Annotated in this window: 12 protein-coding genes and 1 pseudogene; 9 read left to right on the forward strand and 4 right to left on the reverse strand. The window is 69.1% G+C overall.

Annotation, left to right across the window (positions count from 1 at the left end; all coding sequences use genetic code 11):
* Nucleotides 1–11 precede the first annotated feature (11 nt).
* The 3 genes and pseudogenes from BJF79_RS60460 to BJF79_RS60470 form a co-directional block, all read right to left on the reverse strand.
* Nucleotides 12–860 (reverse strand): annotated as a pseudogene (locus BJF79_RS60460) (glycoside hydrolase family 43 protein); the annotation flags it as partial.
* Between the two features lie 37 nt (nucleotides 861–897).
* On the reverse strand, nucleotides 898–2,472 hold the full coding sequence (locus tag BJF79_RS60465; protein WP_262402178.1) for an alpha-L-rhamnosidase C-terminal domain-containing protein: 1,575 nt from the start codon (nucleotides 2,470–2,472) through the stop codon (nucleotides 898–900).
* Complete coding sequence (locus tag BJF79_RS60470; RefSeq protein ID WP_262402179.1) at nucleotides 2,469–3,704, reverse strand: family 78 glycoside hydrolase catalytic domain; 1,236 nt, start codon at nucleotides 3,702–3,704, stop codon at nucleotides 2,469–2,471. The genes BJF79_RS60465 and BJF79_RS60470 overlap by 4 nt, the downstream gene beginning before the upstream one ends.
* 211 nt (nucleotides 3,705–3,915) lie before the next feature.
* On the opposite strand from BJF79_RS60470, the gene BJF79_RS17430 reads away from it, so the two are divergent.
* From BJF79_RS17430 to BJF79_RS17465, 9 genes are all read left to right on the forward strand, one after another.
* A complete protein-coding gene (locus BJF79_RS17430) occupies nucleotides 3,916–5,019 on the forward strand; it encodes a LacI family DNA-binding transcriptional regulator (protein ID WP_262402180.1) in 1,104 nt (367 codons plus the stop codon).
* A 266-nt stretch (nucleotides 5,020–5,285) separates the two neighbouring features.
* Nucleotides 5,286–5,732, forward strand: coding sequence for an ABC transporter substrate-binding protein (locus BJF79_RS53400; protein ID WP_143219988.1), 447 nt, complete (start codon nucleotides 5,286–5,288; stop codon nucleotides 5,730–5,732).
* On the forward strand, nucleotides 5,729–6,811 hold the full coding sequence (locus tag BJF79_RS17435; protein ID WP_143219989.1) for an ABC transporter substrate-binding protein: 1,083 nt from the start codon (nucleotides 5,729–5,731) through the stop codon (nucleotides 6,809–6,811). Before BJF79_RS53400 ends, BJF79_RS17435 begins: the two co-directional genes overlap by 4 nt.
* A 186-nt stretch (nucleotides 6,812–6,997) precedes the next feature.
* Nucleotides 6,998–7,786, forward strand: a complete 789-nt coding sequence (locus BJF79_RS17440) for an ABC transporter permease (protein ID WP_262402181.1) — start codon at nucleotides 6,998–7,000, stop codon at nucleotides 7,784–7,786.
* Nucleotides 7,783–9,558, forward strand: coding sequence for a dipeptide/oligopeptide/nickel ABC transporter permease/ATP-binding protein (locus tag BJF79_RS17445; RefSeq protein ID WP_075898755.1), 1,776 nt, complete (start codon nucleotides 7,783–7,785; stop codon nucleotides 9,556–9,558). Before BJF79_RS17440 ends, BJF79_RS17445 begins: the two co-directional genes overlap by 4 nt.
* Nucleotide 9,559: 1 nt before the next feature.
* Nucleotides 9,560–10,426 (forward strand): ATP-binding cassette domain-containing protein, encoded by an 867-nt coding sequence (locus tag BJF79_RS17450; protein ID WP_075898757.1) that lies wholly within the window; start codon nucleotides 9,560–9,562, stop codon nucleotides 10,424–10,426.
* A complete protein-coding gene (locus tag BJF79_RS17455; RefSeq protein WP_075898759.1) occupies nucleotides 10,395–12,464 on the forward strand; it encodes a PKD domain-containing protein in 2,070 nt (689 codons plus the stop codon). Before BJF79_RS17450 ends, BJF79_RS17455 begins: the two co-directional genes overlap by 32 nt.
* Before the next feature lie 374 nt (nucleotides 12,465–12,838).
* Complete coding sequence (locus tag BJF79_RS17460) at nucleotides 12,839–13,720, forward strand: dienelactone hydrolase family protein (RefSeq protein ID WP_262402182.1); 882 nt, start codon at nucleotides 12,839–12,841, stop codon at nucleotides 13,718–13,720.
* 197 nt (nucleotides 13,721–13,917) lie between these two features.
* Nucleotides 13,918–14,721, forward strand: coding sequence for an SDR family NAD(P)-dependent oxidoreductase (locus tag BJF79_RS17465; protein ID WP_075898783.1), 804 nt, complete (start codon nucleotides 13,918–13,920; stop codon nucleotides 14,719–14,721).
* Between the two features lie 22 nt (nucleotides 14,722–14,743).
* On the opposite strand, the gene BJF79_RS17470 is transcribed toward BJF79_RS17465, so the two are convergent.
* Nucleotides 14,744–15,697, reverse strand: a complete 954-nt coding sequence (locus BJF79_RS17470) for a LysR family transcriptional regulator (RefSeq protein ID WP_075898763.1) — start codon at nucleotides 15,695–15,697, stop codon at nucleotides 14,744–14,746.
* Nucleotides 15,698–16,040 lie beyond the last annotated feature (343 nt).

A 16,040-nucleotide genomic window follows, 5' to 3' on the forward strand; every position in this document is an offset into this window, starting at 1 on the left:
GGCCATCCGTCGATCCATTCCAGGCCGGTCACGAACGTCTCTCGCCCCAGTGGAGAGTGTTCGCCCGCCTTTCGGGTGGCGAGCAGGACCAGCACGTCCCGCCCGTCCGGGGCGCGGACCAGGTCGGCGTGCCCGACGCAGGTGACAGGGCTGCCCGTGCCCGAAGGACGCAGCACGGGATTGCCCGGTGCCCCCTCGAACGGGCCCTCGATGGTCGGGCCGCGCGCGACGCTCACCGCATGGGCCCAGCCCGTCCCGCCCTCCGCGATGAGCAGGTACCAGTGACCGTCGCGCTTGTAGAGGTGCGGCGCTTCGGGCGCGATCAGCCCGGTACCGGACCAGAGCGGCCGGGGCACTTCCAGGAGCGTTCCAGAGGTGAGATCGACCCGGGACTGCAGGATGCCCCGGTGAGCGACCACCGCCGTCCCTTCGAACTTGAGGTCGCTCCAGGTCACGTAGGCCGCACCCGCCTCGTCCCAGGCGAGATCGGGATCGATGCCGTTGACCCCGGCGATGGAGAGCCCGTCGCTCCAGGGACCGGCGGGGTCGGCCGCGGTGAACACGACACAGCTCCGCGAGCTCGCCGCCATCGAGACGATCACGTGGAACAGGCCGTCGTGATGGCGGATCGTCGGCGCCCACACCCCGGCGCCTGAAGGCGTTCGAGCCAGGCCGACCTGTTCCTCCCGAGTCACGACGTTGCCGATCTGCTTCCAGTCGACGAAGTCGGTGCTGCGATGGATCGGGATGCCGGGCAGGTACTCGAAGGATGACGTGATCAGGTAGTACGTCCCGTTGACGAGGACGCAGCTCGGGTCCGGGTTGAAGCCCGGAATCAGGGGATTGGGAAGTTCGGACATGCTCGGTGCCCTCCGCTCTTCGTCAGGCGCGATCGTGTCAGGGGCGGCGGGACTCGAGGATCGCGTCGACCTTCCGCTGCAGTGCCGTCGCCAGGGGATCGGCGTGATTCGGGGCGAGGGCGCGGACGAGGCCGGCGACCGGCGCGTCGAAGTACGCGGTGAGCCGTTCGGCCGCCTGGGCCTCGCCCCCCGGGGTCAGCCCCGCCGCGACGGCCGCTGCGACCACCGCGGACCAGATGTCCGGGTCGTCGAGCACCTCCCGGACGGTGGCCGGGGCCGGTTTCTCGGGCGAGTCCGGGACGGCGACGTCCCATTCGTGCACTCCGTGCCCGACGACCACGGGTTCGTCGCCGCCCGGCAGGTGCACCCGGGCGGTGGCCCCGACCGGGACGCGGACGTCCAGGCGGAACCGTCCGTCCACCCGCTCCCAGGCCACGCCCGCCTCACCGTACGGCGTGACGTGCCGTGCCGCGGCGCGGGTGAGAGCGGCGTTCGGCAACGGCCTGACGAGGATCTCGCGATAGCCGGGCGCGGCCGGGGCGAGACCGGCGACGCAGCGGTGCAGCCAGTCCGCGACCGCGCCGAGCGCGTAATGGTTGAAGGACGTCATCTCGCCGGGATTGATCGTCCCGTCGGGGAGCATGCTGTCCCAGCGCTCCCAGATCGTGGTCGCGCCCATGGTCACCGGATACAGCCACGAGGGACATTTCGTCTGCAGCAGCAGCCGGTAGGCGACCTCGACGTTGCCGGTCGAGGTCAGTGCGTCGCTGACGAGAGGAGTGCCCACGAATCCGGTGGCGATCCGGAAACCGCTGCCGCGGACGAGGTCCGCCAGCCGCCGGCCCGCCGCCGCCCGCTGCCGCTCGCCGGGAAGCAGCGCCCACTCGATCGCGAGGGCGTAGACGGTCTGCGCGTCCGACAGGATCCGGCCCGCGGGGGTGACGTAGGCGCGGGCGAACGCTTCGCGGACCTCGGCGGCCAGGGAGGCGTACCGGGCCGCGACGCCGGGACGGCCCAGGACCCGCGCGGCCTCGGCCACGACTTCGGCCGAGCGGGCCAGATGCGCGGTGGCGACCACGTCGGGATCCGCCTTGGCGCGGCCGGGGGCCTCCGGCGGGGCCTGCGGGTCGAGCCAGTCGCCGAACTGCCAGCCACCCGACCACAACCGTTCTGGCCCGGCGAGCGCCTCCATCCTGTCCACCCAGCCCCGCATGCTCGGCAGTTGGCGTTCCAGCACGCCGAGGTCGCCCGTGCGCTGGTACATCACCCAGGGAACGAGCGTCGCGGCGTCTCCCCACGCCGCGGCCGCGGGTGACGGGTCGTGCAGCACGTCCGGCACGACGAACGGCACCGAACCGTCCGGTTCCTGCTCTGCCGCGAGGTCGGCCAGCCAGGAGCCGAGGAAACCGGCCGAGTCGAAGAGGAACGTCGCCGTCGGCGCGAACACCTGGATGTCGCCGGTCCAGCCGAGCCGCTCGTCGCGCTGCGGGCAGTCGGTGGGCACGTCCACGAAGTTGCCGCGCATGCCCCACACGACGTTCTCATGGAAACGGTCGAGCAGCTCGTGCGAGGACGAGAACCAGCCCGTGCGCCGCAGGTCCGACCCGATCACGACCGCCTCGAGATCCTCGGCGCGCAGCCCGTCGCACCGTCCACCTCCGCGTAGCGGAAACCGTGGAAGGTCAGCGACGGCTCGAGGACCTCCTCCTTCCCGCCCGCGACGAAATACGTGTCGGTGGCCTGCGCCGAGCGCAGCGGCCGGGTGCTGAGCTCGCCGTCCTCCAGGACCTCCGCGTGGCGGACGACGACCTCGTCGCCGGGGGACAGATCGCGGACTTCCAATCGCACCCAGCCGACCACGTTCTGCCCGAAGTCGACCAGGGTCCGGCCGGTCGGAGAGGTCCACACTCGTCGCGCCGGGAGAACGTCGGTGACGCGAACGGGCGGGCCCTGGGGAGCGACCAGGCGAGCGCGGTCGCCTCCCACCACCTCCACCCGGTCCGTCGCCGGGCGCCACCCGCCGCCGCGGCGGCGCAGGTCGGTCAGCTGGCCGTCGTACAGGTCGTCGGCGAGGACCTCGCTCTCGCGCGCGGTCCACGAACCGTCCGTGGCCAGCACGTGCACCCGCCCGTCGGTGGTCGTGACCTCGAGTTGCGCCAGCAGCGCCAGCCGGTCCCCGTAGAGGGCGCGCTGCCCGTGAAAGCCGAGGCGTCCCCGGTACCACCCGTTCCCCAGAAGGACCTCCAACGCGTTCTCTCCGTCGTGCACCAGGTCCGTGACGTCGTACACCTGGTACCGCAGGCGGTGCCGGTAGGACGTCCAGCCCGGTGCGAGAACGTCGTCGCCGACGCGCCGTCCGTTCAGCGTGGGGACGTACGTACCGTGCGCTGTGGCGTAGAGGCGGGCTTTCCGGACCTCGCCGGGGACGATGAGCGAACCGCGCAGTACCGGAGCGGGCATGTTGATGCCGCCGAGGCGGGCGGGGCTCACGAAGTCCGCCGTCCAGTCCGCGGAGTCGAGTAGTCCCGCCTCGACCACGGCAGTCTCGCTCCAGCCGCTCCACTCGTCCTTGTGGGCGACCCGGATGCGGACCGCGGCGGCATCGCGGGACGCGAGCGGCTCCGCCGGCCAGGGGACCAGCACCTGCTCAACGCTGTCGACGCGGTAGCGGTCGCTGCGCCCGTCCCGGGTGATCTCGACTTCGTAGGAGGTCTGCTCGTATGACGGGGCCGCTTCGGGGACCGTCCAGGACAGGCGGGGAGCGCTGTCGTTCACGCCGAGAACCGGCGAGGCGTCGGTGCGGTGCTCGAAACGGGGCGCGCTGGGAGCGACGGCCACGACCATGCAGGTCTCCAAACTTCTCGTTGAGGATGGCCGGACCGAGGCGTGCAAAAGGCAGGCGTTGCTCGGAACTTCGCGCGCGAATCCAGACGGTTCTCGCGTGCCGGACCGTATGTATAACGTTCTACAGAAAGTGTATGGAGGAGTCTCGGGTGGCGTCAATAGTGTAATGATCGTCGAGTGCAACGTTCTACGCACCTGTAGGATGAAATGCGTGGACGATGAGGAGAGCGGCCGGGACGACGCCGTCCAGGGGGACGCGGCGACTGTGCCAGAGGCCGACCGGGCGCTTACGGCCCGGTCCACCGGCGGGCGTCGCGTGACGATCCAGGATGTCGCGAGGGAAGCGCAGGTCTCGGTCTCCGCGGTCTCCAAGGTGCTCCGCGACGCCTACGGTGTCAGCCCGCAGATGAGGAAGAAGGTCACCGCGGCCATCGAGCACCTCGGGTACCGGCCGCATGCCGGCGCGCGCGCCATGCGGGGTCGCTCCTACACCGTCGGCGTCATGCTCGTGGAGCTGTCGTCGCCCTTCCAGCCGGAGATCGTCGAGGGGATCACCGACGAGCTGGACGCGACCCCCTTCCAGGAGATCCTCGTCGCCGGGGGAATGTCGCCCGAGCGTCAGAAGCGCAGCATCGAGGCGCTCGTCGACCGGCAGGTCGACGGTCTCATCCTCATCGCCCCCTGGATGGATAAGTCGTATCTGGATCGGCTGGGCTCTCGTCTGCCCACGGTCGTGGTCGCGAGACATGGCGGGGCCGACAGATACGACACGGTCGTGGACGATGATCACGAGGGTGCGCGGCTGGTGGTCAAACACCTCGTGGACCTCGGGCACCGGCGCATCGCGTTCACGAGTCTCTCGTCGGGAGGGTTGGAGAGGCCCTTCGTCCTTTCCCACACCGCGCGGTGCGACGGCTACGTCCAGGCCGCGCAGCGGCACGGCCTTGTTCCCGATATCACCGAGACGTCCTACACCGAGGAAGGCGGGTACCGCGCGGGCCTGGAGTTGCTCTCCAGGCCCGCGCCGCCGACCGCCGTCTTCGCGGGCGCGGACATTACGGCGCTCGGCGTGCTGCGGGCGGCGGAAGAACTCGGTCTCCGGGTGCCGGAGGACGTTTCGGTGGTCGGGTACGACAACATCTACATCGCGACGATCGGCCGGATATCCCTGACGACGGTCGACCAGTCGGGCCACCTGACCGGCTCGAAGAGCGCCAGGCTCCTCCTCGAACGGATCGACGGACGCAGGGAGCCGGTGCGCTACATCGTCGCGCCTCGCCTCATCCCCCGCAGCACGAGCGCGTCGCCGTCGTAGCGCCGCCGTCGTCCCAGCGCATGGCGGGGACGTTGCGGAACCGTTACATCGCGGTTTCCGGACATGCTCTTGACGTCTTCGCGGTCCAGTCTCTACGTTCTTCCGTAGAACGTTATACATCTCACCTGTCCGACCTATCGTCATCCTGACTGTGTAGAACGTTTCACAATAGTCATCGGCATACAGTTCGACGCGCCGAAAGGACGCTCCCGCGCTGGTCGGGCAGGTCCTCGCCCTGAGCGTCACTCGGGTCCGAAGGAGCAACAATGCGAAGCAGGCAACGACCCGCCCGCGCCGCGCTGGCGATGGCGACGGCGCTGGTCGCACTGGCGGCGGTGGGCGGTTGTGGTTCGGGCGGGGCCGAGGATGCCGGAGGCACGGGCACCCTCACCCTCGGGATGACGGCGGACATCCCGGGCTGGGACCCGGCCGACCAGCCCAGATACCAGGGCTGGGCCGCCGACGCCGTCTACAGCACACTGATCGAATGCGACGCCGGCGGCGCACCGCTGCCGGACATCGCCGAATCCTGGACGTTCAAGAAGGACAACACGGGCGGGACGTTCAAGCTGCGCGCCGGGATGAAGTTCTCCGACGGCACCCCGGTGAACGCGGAGGCCGTCAAGAAGTCCTACGACTACGCGAAGGAGAACGCCGCCGGCGCGCCCGTCTCGCCGGTCTCGAGGTCAGCACGCCGGACGAGCGAACAGTGAAGATCGACATCGCGGAGCCGAACCCGCTGCTGTCCCTGCGCCTGTGCGACTTCCTGGTCGCCAGCCCGAAGTACCTGGCCTCGGGGAAAACGGAGAACGCTCCCGTCGGGTCCGGCCCCTACGTGCTCGACCAGTCCGGCACGACTCGCGGCTCCGTGTACGCGTTCACGAAGAACGAGTCCTACTGGGACGCGAAGAACTACCCGTACAAGAAGCTCGTCATCAAGGTGCTCACGAGCGAGTCGGCGGTGGTCAACGCTCTGCGGACAGGACAGATCGACGGCTCTCTCATCCAGAACACGACCTACAACGAGGCCAAGTCGGCCGGGCTGAAGACGCAGACACTGCGCGGGGCGACCACCCGGCTGCTGCTGACGGACCACCTCGGCAAAAAGGTCCCCGCGCTGGGCAACGTCGACGTCCGTCGCGCGATGAACATGGTGTTCGACAAGAAGGCCATGGCGCAGCAGCTGTACCAGGGGCGGGCCGAGCCTGCGTTCCAGATCTTCCGGCCCGGCAGCGCCGCGTACATCGAGGGGCTGCAGGACCCCTACCCCTACAACGTCGAGGCCGCGAAGGCGCTCATGGCGAAGGCCGGGTACGCCGACGGGTTCAGCGTCGAGATCCCCGTCATGCAGGGGCAGGGCCTCGAGACCCTGATGCCGGTGGTGAAGCAGCAGCTGGGACTGCTCAACATCGAAGTCAAGCAGGTCACGCTGTCCGGGCCGAACGCCATCAGCGAACTGCTCAGCGGCAAGTACCCGATACCCCTGTGGCCGCTCGGCAACTACGGAGACTCGCTGCTCGACATCTACGACTACGTCCTTCCCGACGGCATCTGGAACGTCATGCACCAGCCCGACAAGACGGTGGAGAAGCTGTACGACCAGGTCGCCACGGCCACGGGTGAGCAGGAGTCGGCCAAGGCCCAGCAGGAGATCAACCGCTACATCATCGACCAGGCGTGGTTCGTCCCGATGGTCTACCCCGACGGGTTCTATGCGTACAACCCGGACATCATCGTGCAGAAGGCGACGGACTATGCGGCGCTCCACCCGCTCCTCCGGGACTTCCGCTAGACGCACGGGGGACGAAGAACGATTGGAGCCGCGGATGCTCGGTTCTGTGCTTCTGAAGCTCGGGCGCTCGGTGGCGGTGCTGTTCCTCGTCAGCTTCGTGACCTTCGCGCTGATGTACGGGAACGGGCCGGGCATCGCGCGCGCGTCCTGGGCGTCCGGGCCACCGATGCCGAGGTCCAGGCGGAAATGGTGCGGCTCGGTCTCGACCGGCCGTTGCTCGTCCAGTACGGCGACTGGCTGGGCGGAGTCCTCACCGGCGACCTCGGCAGCTCGTTCTTCACGGGGCAGTCCGTGACGTCCGCGCTGGCGACGCGTGCACCCGTGACGCTCACGCTGATCATCGTGACACTGCTGCTGACGTTCGTGGTGAGCGTTCTCGCCGGCGTCGCCGCGGCCGTGTACGGAGGGTGGATCGACCGGGTCGTCCAGTTCCTGGCCGTGCTGGGCGCGGCGGTCCCACCGTTCATCACCGCGATCGTCCTCATCTTCGCCTTCGCCGTCTCCATGCGGATCTTCCCAGCGACCGGATACGTGCCCATGAGCGACGGCCTGCCAGGCTGGATCGAGTCCGTGACGCTCCCGGTCCTCGCCCTGCTCATCGGGTCGATCGCCAGTGCGGCCTCGCAGTTCCGGGGAGCGGTCCTGGACACCCTCTCCCGGGACTTCGTCCGGACGCTGCGCGCTCGGGGGATCCCCGAGTCGCGGGTCGTGTTCCGGCACGTTCTGCGCAATGCCGCCGGTCCCGGGCTCACCGTGTTGAGCCTGCAGACGATCGCGCTCATCGGAGGTGCGATCTTCGTCGAGGACGTGTTCGCGATCCCGGGGCTCGGGCAGCTCGCGAACGGCTCGGCCCAGCAGGGCGATGTGCCGCTCGTCATGGGGTGCGTCCTGGTGACCGTCCTCATCGTCCTCACGGTCAACCTGCTGGGCGACCTGGCGAACTACGCCGTCAACCCGAAGGCGAGGAAACGATGACCGCGACTCCTCCCGTGGAGGCCACCGGCCCGGAGGAGCGGCCGGACGCCCGGAAACGGTCCGTCCTGCGGCGGCTGCTGACCCACCCGCAGGGGGCGATCTGCCTGGCCTTCCTGATCACCGTGGCGATCCTCGGGCTCGCCAGTCCCTGGCTGGCGCCGACCGGGCCGAACGTCACCGATCTCCAGAGCGTGAACGCGCCGCCGTTCACGTCCGAGCATCCGCTGGGCGGGGACGCGACCGGCCGGGACATCCTGTCGAGACTCATGTGGGGCACGCGCCAGACGCTGCTCGCCTGCCTGATCGTCCTGGTCGTCTCGGTCACGCTCGGGGTGACGAGCGGTCTCGCCGCCGGTTTCTACCGGGGCAGGTTCGAGACGGTGTCGAACTGGGTCTCCGACGTCATCATGTCCCTGCCGGGCATCGTCCTGCTCATCGCGCTCTACATCCGGACGGGACCCAACGTCACCGCGGCCATGGCCGTCTTCGGGCTCCTCACCGCGCCGACGTTCTACCGCCTGGTCAGATCCGTGGTCGTCGGCGTCCGGGGCGAGCTCTACGTCGACGCGGCGAAGGTGGTCGGCCTGTCCGACCCGCGGATCATCGGACGGCACGTGCTGTGGGCGGTGCGCGCGCCGGTGATCATCCAGAGCGCGTTCGTCCTCGCCGCGGGCATCGCGATCGAGGCGGGCGTCGACTTCCTCGGCCTCGGCGATCCGGCGCAGCCGTCCTGGGGGAGCGTCCTGCAGGAATCCCTCGACAACATCTACAACAACAGGACGGGAGTGCTCTGGCCTGCCCTCATCATCAGCCTGACCATCCTCGCGTTCGTCCTTCTCGGCAACTGCCTGCGCGACGTGCTCCAGGCGTCCGCACACAGCATGAGGCTCCCGGCGCGCCGCCGTCGCGGGCTCGTCCGGCGGGCACGGGACGAGTCCCCACAGGACATGGCCGGTGCGCACGTGCCGTCGGCGGACGCGTTCCTGTCCGTCCGCGGCCTGCGCATCGGATATCCGGGCGGTGACCGGGACGTGCGGGAGGTCGTGCACGGCGTCGATCTCGACGTGCGGCGCGGCGAGATCCACGGGCTGGTAGGCGAGTCCGGGTCGGGCAAGACCCAGATCGCCTTCTCGGTCCTGGGCCTGCTCCCCCGGGAGGCGCTCGTACTCGGCGGAGGCATCTTCCTGGACGGCCGGGACCTGCTGGCCGACGAGGAGCTCATGCGGCGGGCACGCGGCCGACGCATCGCCTACGTACCGCAGGAGCCCATGTCGAATCTCGACCCCTCGTTCACCGTCGGCGCCCAGCTCGTGCACGGGCTGAGAGCGGTCAAGAAGATTCCGAAACGCGAGGCCGAGGAGAAGCTGCTCGGCCTGCTCGCTCGAGTCGGCATCAAGGACCCCGAGCGCGTCTTCCGGCTCTATCCGCACGAGATCTCCGGGGGCATGGCGCAGCGCGTGCTCATCTGCGGCGCGGTCGCCTCCGAGCCCGACCTCATCATCGCAGATGAACCGACGACCGCCCTGGACGTGACCGTGCAGGCCGAAGTCCTCGAACTCCTCCGGGAACTGCGAGAGGAACGCGGGCTCGCCATGGTCCTGGTGACCCACAACCTCGGCGTCGTCGCGGACATCTGCGATGTGGTGAGCGTGATGAAGGCCGGACGGATCGTCGAGCGCGGCGATGTGGACTCGCTCTTCACAGCGCCCGCCGACGCGTACACGCGGGAGCTGCTGGAGTCGTCCCGCAGCGTCGAGATCGCGGAGGTCTGAGGTGGCGCAACCGGTTCTGCGGGTCGACGACCTCGTCGTCCGCTACGGCGGCAGGCGGGGCGGTACCACGGTGATCGACGGTGTCTCGTTCGAACTGGAGGCCGGGGAGACGCTGAGTCTCGTCGGCGAGTCCGGATCCGGGAAGACGACGATCGGCCGCGCCGTGCTGGGGCTCGCTCCCGTGTCCGGCGGTTCGATCAGCTTCCGCGGCGAGACCATCAGCGATCTTCCGCGTGCCCGGCGGCGCAAGGTCGCCCGCGACATACAGGTCGTGTTTCAGGACCCGTACTCGTCGCTGAACCCGTCGATGACGGTGGAGAGCATCCTGGTCGAACCGCTCACGGCGACTGGGACGTCGCGACGCCGGGAGCGGGTGCGGGGCCTGCTCGACGCCGTGGGCCTGCCCGCCGATGCCGGCGACCGGTACCCGCGGGAGTTCTCCGGCGGGCAGCGGCAGCGGATCGCGATCGCCCGGGCCCTCGCCCTCGACCCCGCGGTCATCATCTGCGACGAACCCACCAGCGCCCTGGACGTCACCACCCAGGCACGAGTGCTCGCCCTCCTCAAAGATCTTCAGCGGGAGACGGGCGTCGCGTACCTGTTCATCAGCCACGACCTCGGTGTCGTGAACCAGGTCAGCGACCGCATCGCCGTCCTCCACCGCGGCGCCATCGTCGAGATCGGCAAGGCCGGCGACATCTCAACGGCGCCCCGCCACCCCTACACCCGCCGGCTCCAGATGGCGGCCCCGGTCGCCGACCCGGAGAAGCAACGTCTCCGCCGCGCAAGGCGCCTGCGACTCGCCTCGGAAGAACCCCCACCCCCAGGAGATCTCGATGAGCGAACCGGACCGATGGACCCCCGATGAACACGGCGCGGTACCGCCGCACCCCAGCCGGCCGATCCTTCGGCTCGCGGCGGCGAGCACCGTCGCGGTCGTGGCCTCGTCCCTGGCACCGGGGGTGAGCGCGGCGGCGCAGCCGCCCGAATGCGCGCCACGTGAGGCCGACGGGCCGATGTGGATCACCCCGGAATGTGTCGACCCGCAATACAGCCGCCCAGTGATCGACGGCGAGTCGGACCAGAGCGCCCCGGTGCCGCACCACCGAGTATCGGGACACTTCGAGGGCACCGGCGTCAAGTTCAACTTCTACTACCCGCCGAAGGATCAGTGGGAGGGCCGGTTCTACCAGCTCGTCTACCCGACCCAGAACGAGAACGCGACGGCCGGGACCATCGGCTTCGGCGCCGACAGCGGGGCCTACACCGTCCAGATCACCGGCACCGCCGGCTACCGTGCCGACGCCGCCGCGGCCAAGTTCTCCAAGACCGTCGCGGCGCGCCACTACGGGATGTCGCGGCAGAAGATCTACGGCTACATCTTCGGCGGCAGCGGCGGCTCCTTCCAGACGATCGGCGCGATCGAGAACACCACCGGCGTGTGGGACGGCGCCGTCCCGTACATCCCGGGAACACCCACATCGATACCGAACAACTTCTTCGTCCGCGCCTTCGCCCGCCTCGTCCTCCGGGACAAGGCCCCGCGGATCGCGGACGCCGTCCGTCCCGGCGGTTCGGGCGACCCGTACGCCGGGCTCACCGCCGTCGAACGATCGGTGCTCCGCGAGGTCACGGCGATGGGCGTCCCGCTGCGGGGATGGCAGAACCCCTCGTACGTCCTCGGCCTGGAGACACCCGACGGGTTGCTCGGCTTCGCGGCCACGGTCAAGACCATGGACCCGACGTACGCGGACGACTTCTGGAGCAAGCCCGGCTACCTCGGCACCGAACGGTCGGAACTCGGCGACCTGGTCCGCGCGGCGCGGATCGATCACGCTGCGAGCATAAAGCGGGTCGAACGGAACGATCAGGGCGCACCGACGAAACTGTCCCTCGACGGCGCCCCCGCCAATCCGGATCTGACCCCCTTCGATTTCACGGTCTATCAAGCCGACGGCACCAAGGTGGGAACGCTCACTGGCTCCCTGGACCCGGCGGCGAAGACCTTCACCATCGGGAGCGGGAACGCCCCCGAGGTGCTCGACGCCCTCGCCGAGGGCAATCGCCTGCGCATCGACAACCGGTGGTCCCTAGCGGCTCTCACCTACCACCGGCATCAGGTCCCGAAGCGCTCCGGATTCGACGTCTGGGACCAATTCCGGGACGCCGACGGGAAGCCGATCCCTCCGCAGCGTCCCATTGAGGCGGGTCCCACCATCTCCCGAGGCGTCAGTGGCGGCGGCACCCACACCGGCGAGATCACCGGCAAGGTCATCATGGTGACCAACCTCCTCGACGTCGATGCCTATCCCTGGCACGGCGACTGGTACGGCCGGCAAGTAAAGCGGGCACTGGGAGCGCGCTACAACGACGAATTCCGTGTCTGGTACAACGACGACGCCGACCACATCGGTGCCCACCTTCCCGGCCTCGTCGACTACACCGGCATCCTGCAGCAGGCCGTGCGGGATGTCAGCGCCTGGGCGGAACGAGACGTCGCGCCTCCGCGATCGACCCGCTACGACGTGAAAAACGGCCAGGTGAGAGTGCCGTCGAACGCCACCGCGCGACGCGGTGTCCAACCCGTCGTCGACCTGACGGTCCGCGGCACCGACCGCGTCGAGGTCAAAGCCGGCACGCCCGTCACCTTCACGGCCAAGGCTCAGGCTCCGCTGGGAGCGGGCGAGATCGTCACCGCCGAATGGGACTTCACCGACGGCGGAAAGCCCGCGGCCGCACCTCTCCGGCGTCCCGGGCGAACCGTGCATCTACGGGAGACGTACACCTACACCGAGCCCGGCACCTACTACCCGGCACTGCGGGCCACCGTCCAGCGCGATGGCGATCCCGACACCCCCTACGCCCGCGTGACCGGCCTCGGCCGTGTGCGCGTGGTCGTCCGCTGATCCCGAACCAGGTGCCTGTACGCACACCCGCACCGCGGAGCCACCGCCACCATTCGAATAGCGCGGCGACACCTTTCATTCAAGGCGATCATCATCTCCACAGCGGCCGGCTGAACGCCACTCGCTGAAATTCGAAATACGTCCACCCCCTCATCTTCGATGTTGAGGGGGTGGGCGTATTTCCTTGGTTCGCGCAACATAGTTCCCTTGGCAATGTATTGCCACGATGTCTCTCTGATGCTTGTTTTCGCAATGTTCACAGACTAATCTCCAAGAGATCTACTGGCCGGTAGGAAGCATCCTCTCCACCCCCTCCCCCGAGGAGAAAGCGGATGCGAATTTTTACCTCTCCCACCCCCAAGCAAGGAGCGCAAGTGAGCAAGTCCAGATCCCCGCACTCGGTGGTCGCCACCCTGCTGGCCACCTTCATGGTGCTGGCCGCCCTCCTCGCCCCCGGCTCCGTCGGGCGCGCACTCGCGGCGCAGGAGAACCCGTACGAGCGCGGGCCCGCGCCCACGGCGCAGAACATCACCGAGGACGGTCCGTTCGCCTACGCGACGGCCACCGTGCCCGCCCAGTCCGGCTTCGCGGGCGGCGCGATCTACTACCCGACCGACACCAGCCAGGGAACGTTCGGCGCGGTCGCGGCCGTGCCGGGATTCCTGACCCCGGTGGACGACGTCGCGTGGATGGGGCCGCGCCTGGCGTCCCACGGGTTCGTGGTGTTCACCATCGAACCCAACTCGCGGTTCGAATTCCCGAGCGGCCGGGCCGCGGCGCTGAAAGCCGGGCTCACCTACCTGACCCAGTCCAGCGCCGTGCGTGATCGCGTCGACCCCACCCGACTGGCGGTCGCGGGCCACTCGATGGGCGGTGGTGCCGCGCTCGAGGCGGCGCTCAAGGACCCGAACCTCAAGGCCGCCGTCGCGCTGCAGCCCTGGCACACGGGCGTGAACTTCTCGACGGTGAACGTCCCGTCCATGATCGTCGGAGCGGAGAACGACCCCATCGCCTCCCCGGCCTCCCACGCCGAGCCGTTCTACGAGCAGATCCCGGCGGCTTCGGAGAAGGCGTACCTCAATCTGGCCGGCGTGGGCCACGAGGTCGGCGGGGTCGTCACCAACGACACCCAGTCGTCCATGATGCTGACGTGGCTCAAGCGCTACGTCGACAACGACACACGCTACGAGCCGTTCATGTGCCCCGGGCCGTCCGGCTCGAGCGTCCTGGAGTACCGCGGCACCTGCCCCGGCTGACGGGCGAGGGCTGCCCCGCGCAGATGCCGACGCCTCCCATCCGGGCACCTGGATGGGGGCGTCGGCCCACGGCCGGTGCACGTCTCCTGCGGACGACCGATGCCGCCGCGCGGTTCCACCGAGCGATGGGTCGGAGTCGAGTCGACACCACGTTCCCAAGATGGTGCCGAGTTCCAAGTTCGAGGACGGGAGTGATCATGTCGGCAAGTGAAGCCGGTAAGGCGTGGGTCGGGGAGGTTCTGGCGGGTAAGGCCGCGATCGTGACCGGGGCCGGCCGGGGGCTCGGGCGTGACATCGCGATCGCGATGGCCCGGGCGGGCGCGCGGGTCGCGGTCATCGACCTCGACCCCTCGACCGCGGAAGGCGTCGCGACCGAGCTCGGTGCGTACGGCTTGCCGGGCATCGCGATCGAGTGCGACGTGAGGAGGCGGGCTCAGGTGAAGCACGCGGTCAGGTGGACCGTCGCCGAGTTCGGCGGTCTCGACATCGTCGTCAACAATGCGCAGAACCTCAGCGTCGTGCAAGCCTCCTTCATCGAGACCGACGACGAGCACCTGCTGCGGCATCTGAACAGTGGACTGTTCGGCACTTACTACTTCCTCCAGGAGTCGTACGAGCACCTGAAGGCGCGCCGGGGGAGTGTGATCAACATGGGATCGGGCGCCGGAGCGGGCGGGCGGTGTGAGCATTTCTCCTATGCCGCCACCAAAGAGGCCATCCGTGCCACCACACGGGTCGTGGCGCGAGAATGGGGTCCGGACGGCATCAGGGTCAACACCATTTGCCCGGCTGCCTATGACACCCCCTCGATGAAGCGGTTCCTGTCGAAGGCAAGTGATGAGCAGAAGGACGCGATGGCGCGCCAGATCCCGCTCGGGCGCTTCGGCGGCGGGGACGAGGTGGCCTCCGTGGCGGTGTTCCTGGCGAGCGACTCCGCGAGTTACATGACCGGGCACACGCTGATGGTCGACGGCGGTTCCACCATGGACGCCGGTCGCTGACCGGGCGCCGCGGTGCCACGCTTCACGGCAGGTTGGGGTCCCACTGCTTTGGGGCGAGGTGGGTGGCGGACCAGACACCGGAGCCGATCAGCAGGCCGGTCTCCCTGCGGATGACGTCCCCGATCCGGTGCGCGAGTTCGCGCGGCAGCTCCAGTTGGGTCGTCACGGCCACCCCGAGCCGGTGGGTGAGCGCGGGCCCGCGCAGCGGGGCGTACCGCAGCCGCTCGGCGGCGATCTCCGCGCCGCAGGCAGAGAGCGGCAGGACGCCGTGGGCGAGGCCGGCTTCCATGAGGTCGACGGCGACCGGGAGGGAGTCGGTGGCGAACCGGGAGTCGATCCGCACCTTGCGCCGCAGCGCGACGTTGTCGATGATCCCGGCGATCCCGGCGTGTGAAGCGGGCAGGACGAGCGGGAGGCGGGCGAGGTCGGCGAACTCCAGCGGGCGGTCCGGCCGCAGGTCCGAGTGCGGTCCGCCGACGACGACCAGGTCCTCGACCAGGAGTTCGCGGCAGAACACCCGGTCGTCGGCGACCGGATCGATCAGGGCGAGATCGATCGTGCCCTTCAGCATTTCCTGGACGAGCGTGTCGGTGCCGGCGACCGTCAGGTGGAAGCTTACCTTCGGGAACATGCGCTTGAGGGTGGTCAGCAGCGGCGCGGCCAGCACGCCGGCGGTGGTCGGGGGCAGGCCGAGGTGCAGGCCCCGCTCGACCCGCGCCAGGGGCGAGCCGGCATAGAGCAGGGCGAGTTCGAGCTGCCGCAGCGGCGCGGCGGTGGACGCGCGCAGCCGTTCGCCCTCGTCGGTGAGCTCGACGCCGCGCGGCGTCCGGTGGAAGAGCGTGACGCCGAGGTCCTCCTCGAGGAGCCGGACATGACGGCTCAGCGCCGGCTGCGCGACGCCCAGCACGTTCGCGGCGCGGGTCATCGAGCCCTCTTCGGCTATGCACAGAAAGTACTTGAGCCTGTGGATGTCCATCGCGTACCGCAGGCTACACCATAACTTTCTGATATGGCTGGGCGTCGAAATCTATATTGGCATCTTTAAAGTGCGCAGTCGTAAACTCCCGGACACAGGCCGGAAACGAGGCTTGCCGCCCTGCTGACCTGGGCGCATCCAGTGGAGGAGTCGGTGGGAGGAGTTTACATTGGACGCTGAAGAACGGGATTGGGGCGAGGTGATGGGCCTCGATCGGTTGCCAAGGCACATCGTGGAGAAGCGCGTTACCGACCTGATGGATTTGGGCGGTAAGAAGGCGATCGTGACCGGTGCCGGGGGCGACGGGCTGGGGCAGGCGATCGCGAACCGGCTCGGCGGCTGC

The organism is Actinomadura sp. CNU-125, from assembly GCF_001942465.1.
Classification (GTDB): Bacteria; Actinomycetota; Actinomycetes; order Streptosporangiales; family Streptosporangiaceae; genus Spirillospora.